This window comes from Mycobacterium sp. THU-M104, assembly GCF_049197365.1.
Classification (GTDB): Bacteria; Actinomycetota; Actinomycetes; order Mycobacteriales; family Mycobacteriaceae; genus Mycobacterium.
In genome coordinates, this window is record NZ_JBMIOP010000285.1 from 24823 (window position 1) to 32921 (window position 8099).

Annotated in this window: 7 protein-coding genes; 1 reads left to right on the plus strand and 6 read right to left on the minus strand. The window is 68.9% G+C overall.

The window, feature by feature from the left end; genetic code table 11:
- Positions 1-21: 21 nt before the first annotated feature.
- The 6 genes from ACOJVU_RS20535 to ACOJVU_RS20560 all read right to left on the minus strand — a co-directional run bounded on the left by ACOJVU_RS20535 (position 22) and on the right by ACOJVU_RS20560 (position 6207).
- Positions 22-1470, minus strand: coding sequence for a catalase (locus ACOJVU_RS20535; protein ID WP_421531462.1), 1449 nt, complete (start codon positions 1468-1470; stop codon positions 22-24).
- A gap of 116 nt (positions 1471-1586) precedes the next feature.
- Positions 1587-2102: a hypothetical protein gene (locus tag ACOJVU_RS20540; RefSeq protein ID WP_421531463.1), complete on the minus strand. Its 516-nt coding sequence runs from the start codon at positions 2100-2102 to the stop codon at positions 1587-1589.
- Positions 2103-2237: 135 nt separating this feature from the next.
- Positions 2238-2627 (minus strand): hypothetical protein, encoded by a 390-nt coding sequence (locus ACOJVU_RS20545; protein ID WP_421531464.1) that lies wholly within the window; start codon positions 2625-2627, stop codon positions 2238-2240.
- A 122-nt stretch (positions 2628-2749) separates the two neighbouring features.
- Positions 2750-3886 (minus strand): DUF4185 domain-containing protein, encoded by a 1137-nt coding sequence (locus ACOJVU_RS20550; RefSeq protein ID WP_421531465.1) that lies wholly within the window; start codon positions 3884-3886, stop codon positions 2750-2752.
- Positions 3887-3894: 8 nt separating this feature from the next.
- A complete protein-coding gene (locus ACOJVU_RS20555) occupies positions 3895-4941 on the minus strand; it encodes an aspartate-semialdehyde dehydrogenase (RefSeq protein WP_421531466.1) in 1047 nt (348 codons plus the stop codon).
- Entirely contained in the window at positions 4942-6207 is a 1266-nt protein-coding gene (locus ACOJVU_RS20560) for an aspartate kinase (protein WP_421531467.1), read from the minus strand.
- Positions 6208-6537: 330 nt separating this feature from the next.
- On the opposite strand from ACOJVU_RS20560, the gene leuA reads away from it, so the two are divergent.
- The coding region (leuA, locus tag ACOJVU_RS20565) for a 2-isopropylmalate synthase (RefSeq protein WP_421531468.1) at positions 6538-8099 on the plus strand (1562 nt) is incomplete at its 3' end.

The following is an 8099-nucleotide window of genomic DNA, read 5'->3' on the forward strand; positions in this document are numbered from 1 at the left end:
GCCGATCATGCCAGGCGAAACTCAGCCCAGCTTGGCCCGAACCCCTTCCTCGACCTTCTTACCGAGGTCGGGGTCGACGTTGCGCCAGTACTCGAACACCCGGGACAGCACCGGCTCTGTGACGCCCTTGCAGACGTGGCCGATGACGTTGTGCGCCATGCGCTCCCGCGCCTCGTCATCCAGCACATCGCGGACCAGGGCGCCGGCCTGGGCCCAGTCGTCGTCCTCGGCGTGCAGGGTGTAGGCGGAGCGAACCATGTCCCCGTCGGCGTGCCAGCGCACCTCGGCGGCGCGCGCCGGGTCCGCCTGCGGCCCGCCGTAGGAGTTCGGCGCGTAGACCGGGTCGGAGGCGTTGTGCACCCGCATGGCGCCGTCCTTGGAGTAGCTGTTCACCTCCACCCTGGGGGTGTTGACCGGGATCTGCCGGTAGTTGGTCCCCAGCCGGGCGCGGTGCGCGTCGGAGTAGGAGAAGCCGCGGGCCTGCAGCATCTTGTCCGGGCTCAGGCCGGTGCCGGGCACGGTGTTGTTCGGCTCGAAGGCGGCCTGCTCGATCTCGGTGTGGTAGTCGGTGACGTTGCGGTCCAGCGTCATCGTGCCGACGTCGATCAGCGGGTAGTCGCTGTGCGGCCACACCTTGGTCAGGTCGAACGGGTTGAACCGGTAGTTGCGGGCCTCCTCGTAGGGCATGAGCTGCATCTTCAACGTCCAGCTCGGATGCTCGCCGCGCTCGATGGCCTCGTAGAGGTCACGCGTGTGGTAGTCGCCGTCCTCGCCGGCCAGCCGGTCGGCCTCCTGCTGAGTCAGGAATTCGATGCCCTGATCGGTGATGAAGTGGTACTTCACCCAGAAGATCTCGCCGGCCGCATTGATCCAGCTGTAGGTGTGGCTGCTGTAGCCGTTCATGTTGCGCCACGTCTTCGGGATCCCCCGGTCTCCCATCAGCCAGGTCACCTGGTGCGCAGACTCCGGAGACAGGCTCCAGAAGTCCCACTGCATGTTGTGGTCCCGCAGGTTGGTGGCCTGCATGCGTTTCTGGGACCGGATGAAGTGCTGGAACTTCAGCGGGTCGCGCATGAAGAAGACCGGCGTGTTGTTGCCGACCATGTCGAAGTTGCCCTCGCTGGTGTAGAACTTCAGCGAAAAACCCCGCGGATCCCGCCAGGTGTCCGGGCTGCCCCGCTCGCCGGCGACGGTGGAGAACCGGGCCAGCATCTCGGTCTCGGTGCCCGGCTGGAACACCGCCGCCCGCGTGTACTGGCTGACGTCGTTGGTCACCCTGAAATGACCGAAGGCACCACCGCCCTTGGCGTGCGGCTGGCGTTCCGGGATTCGCTCCCGGTTGAACATCGCCATCTGTTCGATCAGGTAGTGGTCCTGCAGCAGGATCGGGCCGTCGGGCCCGATGGTCAGCGACTGGTCGTCGCTGGGTGCGGCAATTCCGGCATCCGTGGTGGTGTGACGCTCCGTCATCTCACCCTCTCCTCTTCGGCCGTTCGGTGTCAGCCGTTCACACAGGGCTTTCGGAACGAACGGCTACCCGAACGGCACGGATCCCAATCGGCGTCCCGACCGGTACCGCAGGCCCGTTACGCGCGGGGCCCCGGGGGGCTGGGTGACGGGCCGGGCTCGGAGGTGCTCGACGACGGGCCGGGGCCGCCGCCCGGGCCGAACTGACCGCCGCCGGGCCCACCCATGCCGCCCTGGCCCCCCGGGCCACGGGGAGGCATGGGGACGAGCATGCCCGGGCCGCCGGGGCCGCCGAACTGCCACGGGCCGAAGCCGCCGGGGCCGAACCCCCCAGGCCCCGCACCGGGACCGAACGGGCCCATACCGGGCCCCGGGCCGGGGCCATCCGGGCCGCCGGGGCCGCCGGGGCCGAACATCATGCCCGGGTGATGGCCATGGTGGCAGTGGTGGTAGCCGAACACCATGGCGCCGGAGAAGAAGATGGTCGCCACGATGAACACGATTCCCGCGACGATCACCACCCACGCCGCCGCCAGGTAGAGCCTCGGAGGCTTGGGCCGCTGCGCTGGCGGTGGCGGTGGCGGGGTCGGGGGAACGGACGTCGGCTGCGCTGTCGGTTCGGGTGTCTCGGTCATGACGTGAATACTGCCCGCATGGCTGCCGCCTTAACAGGCCCCGGGGGGACAAAATTGCTGTGAATCGAGATCCGGCTGTGATCGCCAGGTGGCCCGGCCGCTCGCGTGAGCGCCGGGCCACTGCTGAATCGAGACTTACGGCGATGGCGTCAGCGACGGCGAGACCGACGGCGGGACCTCTGCGGGGCCAGTACCGGGGCCATGGCCGGGTCCGTGGCCGGGCCGTATCATCTCGGGCCCGCCACCTCCCGGGAACGCCGCCGGGCCACCGCCCGGGCCGCGCGGATGCATCATCATCGAGTGGTGTTTGTGGTGGCCGTGATGATGCCAGCCGCAGTGGCCTCCGGCGTGGCGGCCCAGCATGAAGCCGGTGAAGAAGATGACCGCCACGACGAACACGGTGCCGGCGACGATGGCGACCCACGCCGCGACCTGGAAGACCCTCGGGGTCTTGTGGGGCGCCTCGGCCGTGGGAACTGTTGCGGTGGAAGCACGCGCTGTCGGGGTTTCAGGTGTTTCACTCATGAGACACATGATGCCCGCGTCAACACTGGTCGCGGCTATGCACTACTTAGGTAAACGCTGTGGAGCGACGGCTCACCCCACGCCGCCGCCGAGATCATGCGGCTCGCGATGGTGGCGTTCGATCAGGGCTTGAACGGGTTGACCGCGAACTGGATCACCCGATACGGCGCGCGGGCCCGAGGCTCGGCGTTGTTCCACTGGCTGACAAAGATCCGCAATTCGTCCAGCGTCGACCCGGGCGAGATGTATCCGCCGTACGGCTGCGCGAGCCGGTTGTCAAAAGGAGACGGCAGGCTTTCCGCCGGTTCGGGCCACTGCTCCTCGTGCCGCACCACCGTCGTCACCGGCGCGGCGCCCAGCGACGTCGGGTCGTCGGCGACGCGCACCTCCATGTTCAGGGTGCTGGCGTTGAAATACGACAGCACGGTCTTGCCGTCGACCTGGCGGATGTCCATCTCGCCGACCTGGTCGGGCCACAGGGGTGTCGGCGCCTTCCCCCAGCCACCGCCCGGTCCGGCCGCCCAGCCCTGCCACGTTGAGCGGTCGCTGAATCTCTGCGGGGTGGCCCGATACAGCCGCACCGGATCCCGGCGGGTGAAGTTGTCGGCCACGATGTACACCCAGCCGCCGGACGACTCGGGGGTGGGGATCGGGTCGTAGTACCCGCTGATCTGGGTCTGCGAGCCGCCCTGGTAGGAGGCGGCCCGCCGGGATCCCGGCACCGTTCGCCAGCCGGGGCGCGACGGCTCGGCCGCCACCAGCCGCGAACTGACCGGTTCCAGGGCCTTGGCGGTGGTCACCATCAGGTAGTTGTGCCGGTGGATCTGCACCACCCCGGCGGGCAGCTGCGAATCCCCCGGCGGCGTGGGGTCGGCCAGCAGCGGCCTGCCGACGCCGGTGACGCCGGTGTAGCGCACCCCGGCCGGGTCGTCGACGGACGCGGTGTCCACCCGCAGCGCCACCGGCGAGTACCAGCCGCCGAACCCGACGCCCTGCCCGGCGAAACTGTCGCCGCACACCTGGAGCAGCTCGGTGGGGAACTCGACGAACTCGCACAGGTCGGTGGCGCCGATGCCGTAGTCCCCCGTCGGGGTGCCGGTGCCGGCCGTCGGGCCGATCCGCACCACCTGACCCGGTGCCAGCGGCCACAGGATCGGCTGCGGCACCGGTGCGGGCGGGTCAGCGTGCACAGCCCAAAAGCATTGCGGGACAAGCAAAGATAAAACGAGAAGCGACCGCGCGACCTGAGCGGAGCTCACCGGCTGGACTATAGTTCGGCGGCCAGCAGCTCGGCGATCTGGATCGTGTTCAGCGCCGCCCCCTTGCGCAGGTTGTCGCCGGAAACGAACAGCGCCAGGCCGCGCCCGTCAGGCACCCCCGGATCGCACCGGATCCGGCCGACCAGCGACTCGTCGACGCCCGCGGCAGCCAGCGGGGTCGGCACGTCGACCACCGTGACGCCCGGTGCGCCGCTCAGCAGCTGCCGCGCCCGCTCCGGCGACAGCGGCCGGGCGAACTCGGCGTTGATCGACAACGAGTGCCCGGTGAACACGGGGACCCGCACGCAGGTGCCGCTGACAGCCAGGCCGGGGATGCCCAGGATCTTGCGGCTCTCGTGACGCAGCTTCTGGTCCTCGTCGGTCTCCCCCGACCCGTCGTCGACCAGCGATCCGGCCAGCGGTATCACGTTGAACGCGATCGGCGCGACGTAGGTTTTCGGCGCCGGGAACCTCACCGCGCCGCCGTCGTGCACCAGCTTCTCGGCGTCGCCGATGCCCGCCCGCACCTGGGTGGCCAGCTCCTCCACACCGGCCAGCCCGCTGCCGGACACGGCCTGGTAGCTCGACACCACCAGCCGGGTCAGCCCGGCCTCGTCGTGCAGCACCTTGAGCACCGGCATCGCGGCCATGGTGGTGCAGTTCGGGTTGGCGATGATGCCCTTCTTGAGCGACCGGGCGCCGGCAGCCACATCGCGCGCGAAGTTCACCTCGGACACCACCAGCGGCACGTCGGGGTCCTTGCGCCAGGCCGAGGAGTTGTCGATCACGATCACCCCGGCCGCGGCGAACCGCGGCGCCTGCACCTTCGACATCGCCGAACCCGCGGAGAACAACGCGATGTCCAGGCCACTCGGGTCGGCCGTCTCGGCGTCTTCGACCTCGATTTCCTGGCCGCGGAACTCCAGCTTGCGGCCCTGCGAGCGGGCCGAGGCGAAAAATCTCACCGTGCTCGCCGGAAAGTCGCGCTCGGCGAGCAGCGTGCGCATCACCTGGCCCACCTGGCCGGTGGCGCCGACTACTCCGATGGCAACCATCTACCGACCCGTCCCCGCATACACCGTCGCGCTCTCCTGGCCGCCGAGCCCGAAGGCCTCGTGCAACGCCACCACGGCCTTGTCCAGCTCGGTGTCGCGGCACAGCACCGAGATGCGGATTTCGGAGGTGGAGATCAGCTCGATGTTGACGCCCACCTCGGCCAGCGCCTCACAGAAAGTGGCCGTGACGCCGGGGTGGCTGCGCATTCCCGCGCCGACCAGCGACACCTTGCCGATGTGGTCGTCGTAGAGCAGCTGGGTGAACCCGATCTCCCCCTTGAGCGCCTCCAGTTTGGCCACCGCGGTGGGTCCGCTCTCGCGGGAGCAGGTGAAGGTGATGTCGGTCTTGCCGTCCTCGACCTTGGAGATGTTCTGCAGCACCATGTCGATGTTGACCTCGGCATCGGCGACGGCGCGGAACACCTTCGCGGCGTAGCCCGGGATGTCGGGGATGCCGACAACGGTCACCTTGGCCTCACTGCGGTCGTGTGCGACTCCGGTCAGGATGGGGTCTTCCATGGGTGTGTCCTTGATCGATCCGACGACGACGGTGCCCGGCTTGTCCGAGTATGACGATCTGACGTGCACCGGGAGGTTGTAGCGGCGGGCGTACTCCACGCAGCGCAGCATCAGCACCTTGGCGCCGCAGGCCGCCATCTCCAGCATTTCTTCGAAGGTCACCGCGTCGAGCTTGCGGGCATTGTGCACGATCCTGGGGTCCGCGCTGAAGATGCCGTCCACGTCGGTGTAGATCTCGCAGACGTCGGCGTGCAGCGCCGCGGCCAGGGCGACCGCCGTGGTGTCCGACCCTCCGCGGCCCAGGGTGGTGACGTCCCGGGTGTCCTGGCTGACGCCCTGGAACCCGGCGACGAGCACGATGCGGCCCTCGTCGAGCGCGGACTGCACGCGGCTGGGCGTGACGTCGATGATCTTCGCGTTCCCGTGGGTGCTGGTGGTGATGACACCGGCCTGCGATCCGGTGAACGAGCGGGCGTTGGCGCCGAGCGATTCGATCGCCATGGCCACCAGCGCGTTGGAGATGCGCTCGCCGGCCGTCAGCAGCATGTCGAGCTCGCGGGGCGGCGGGACCGGACACACCTGCTGGGCCAAGTCCAGCAGGTCGTCGGTGGTGTCGCCCATCGCCGAGACCACCACGACCACGTCGTTGCCCTGCTTCTTGGTTTCGACGATGCGTTCTGCGACCCGCCGTATCCGGTCGGCGTCGCCCACCGACGATCCACCGTATTTCTGCACGACGAGTGCCACTGAATCTTTATCTTTCCTGTCTCGGGATTGGAGGTGGGGCTACTCCGATCAAACCCACAACAGGATACGTGGCGGCGCATCTCGATTTTCCTGGTGATAGGCGCGACGCGGGCAGTCGCGGCAGTCTCGGCAGTCTCGAGCGTCACGCTGGAGTGTCATCCGAGCCCGAGAGCCACCCCAGCGTGACTCTCGGCGGCGGGTCGCGCGGTTTTGGCCTCTTTTTGTTCGAGGCGCCGAGCGCGGTAGAGTGGCGCACGTGCAGCGGATGCTCCTCCTCGGACGCCGCGACGGGGTCTGATCCAGACCGGCTTCCCGTCGCGGGCGCTCGCGATGCGCCGGTCTGAGCTTCCTTCTGACACCCCCGGAGCAACTACCGTGACTACCAATTCCGACGCGTATACCTCTTCCCGCGCCATCATCACGCCCGCGGGCCCGCCCGCCCCCGGCCAGGCCCGGTGGAATGCACAACGCGGCTCGTCGATGCCGATCCACCGGTACCGGCCGTTCGCCGAGGAGGTCGAGCCCGTCCGCCTGGCCGACCGCACCTGGCCCGATCGCGTCATCGAGCGCGCCCCGCTGTGGTGCGCGGTGGACCTGCGCGACGGCAACCAGGCGCTGATCGACCCGATGAGCCCCGCCCGCAAGCGCCGCATGTTCGACCTGCTGGTGGGCATGGGCTACAAGGAGATCGAGGTCGGCTTCCCCTCGGCCAGCCAGACCGATTTCGACTTCGTCCGCGAGATCATCACCGAGGGCGCCATCCCCGACGACGTCACCATCCAGGTGCTCACCCAGTGCCGGCCGGAGCTGATCGAGCGTACGTTCGTCGCCTGCGAGGGTGCGCGTCAGGCGATCGTGCACTTCTACAACTCGACGTCGGTCCTGCAGCGCCGCGTGGTCTTCCGCGCCGACCGGGCCGCGGTGCAGGCCATCGCGACCGACGGCGCCCGCAAGTGCGTCGCGGAGGCCGCCAAGTACCCCGGCACCCGGTGGCGCTTCGAGTACTCCCCGGAGTCCTACACCGGCACCGAGCTGGAGTACGCCAGGGATGTCTGCGACGCCGTCGGCGAGATCATCGCACCGACCCCGGACAACCCGATCATCGTCAACCTTCCCGCCACCGTGGAGATGGCGACCCCCAACGTCTACGCCGACTCGATCGAGTGGATGAGCCGCAACCTGGCCAACCGCGACTCGGTCATCCTGAGCCTGCACCCGCACAACGACCGCGGCACCGGGGTCGCCGCGGCCGAGCTGGGGTATCAGGCCGGCGCCGACCGGATCGAGGGCTGCCTGTTCGGCAATGGCGAGCGCACCGGCAACGTGTGCCTGGTGACGCTGGGGCTCAACCTGTTCTCCCGCGGCGTGGACCCCCAGATCGACTTCTCCAACATCGACGAGGTGCGCCGCACCGTGGAGTACTGCAACCAACTGCCGGTGCCCGAGCGTCACCCCTACGGCGGCGACCTGGTCTACACCGCGTTCTCCGGCAGCCACCAGGACGCCATCAACAAGGGCCTCGACCAGATGAAGATCGACGCCGACGCGACGGACTCCGACGTCGAGGACATCCTCTGGCAGGTCCCCTACCTGCCGATCGACCCCAAGGACGTCGGGCGCACCTACGAGGCGGTGATCCGCGTCAACTCGCAGTCCGGCAAGGGTGGGGTGGCCTACATCATGAAAGCCGACCACGGCCTGGCGCTGCCGCGGCGGCTGCAGATCGAGTTCTCGCAGGTCATCCAGGAGATCACCGATGGCGAGGGCGGCGAGGTCTCGCCGAAGGCGATGTGGGAAGCCTTCTCCGAGGAATACCTCGCACCGGTGCGGCCCCTGGAGCGGATCCGGCAGCGGGTGGAGGCGTCCGAGGACGACAGCGGGACGACCAGCAT

Excerpts from the sequence above, each read along its gene's own strand:
- ACOJVU_RS20535 (WP_421531462.1), bottom strand. The coding sequence starts at position 1,470 with ATGACGGAGCGTCACACCACCACGGATGCCGGAATTGCCGCACCCAGC.
- ACOJVU_RS20540 (WP_421531463.1), bottom strand. The coding sequence starts at position 2,102 with ATGACCGAGACACCCGAACCGACAGCGCAGCCGACGTCCGTTCCCCCG.
- ACOJVU_RS20545 (WP_421531464.1), bottom strand. The coding sequence starts at position 2,627 with ATGAGTGAAACACCTGAAACCCCGACAGCGCGTGCTTCCACCGCAACA.
- ACOJVU_RS20555 (WP_421531466.1), bottom strand. The coding sequence starts at position 4,941 with ATGGTTGCCATCGGAGTAGTCGGCGCCACCGGCCAGGTGGGCCAGGTG.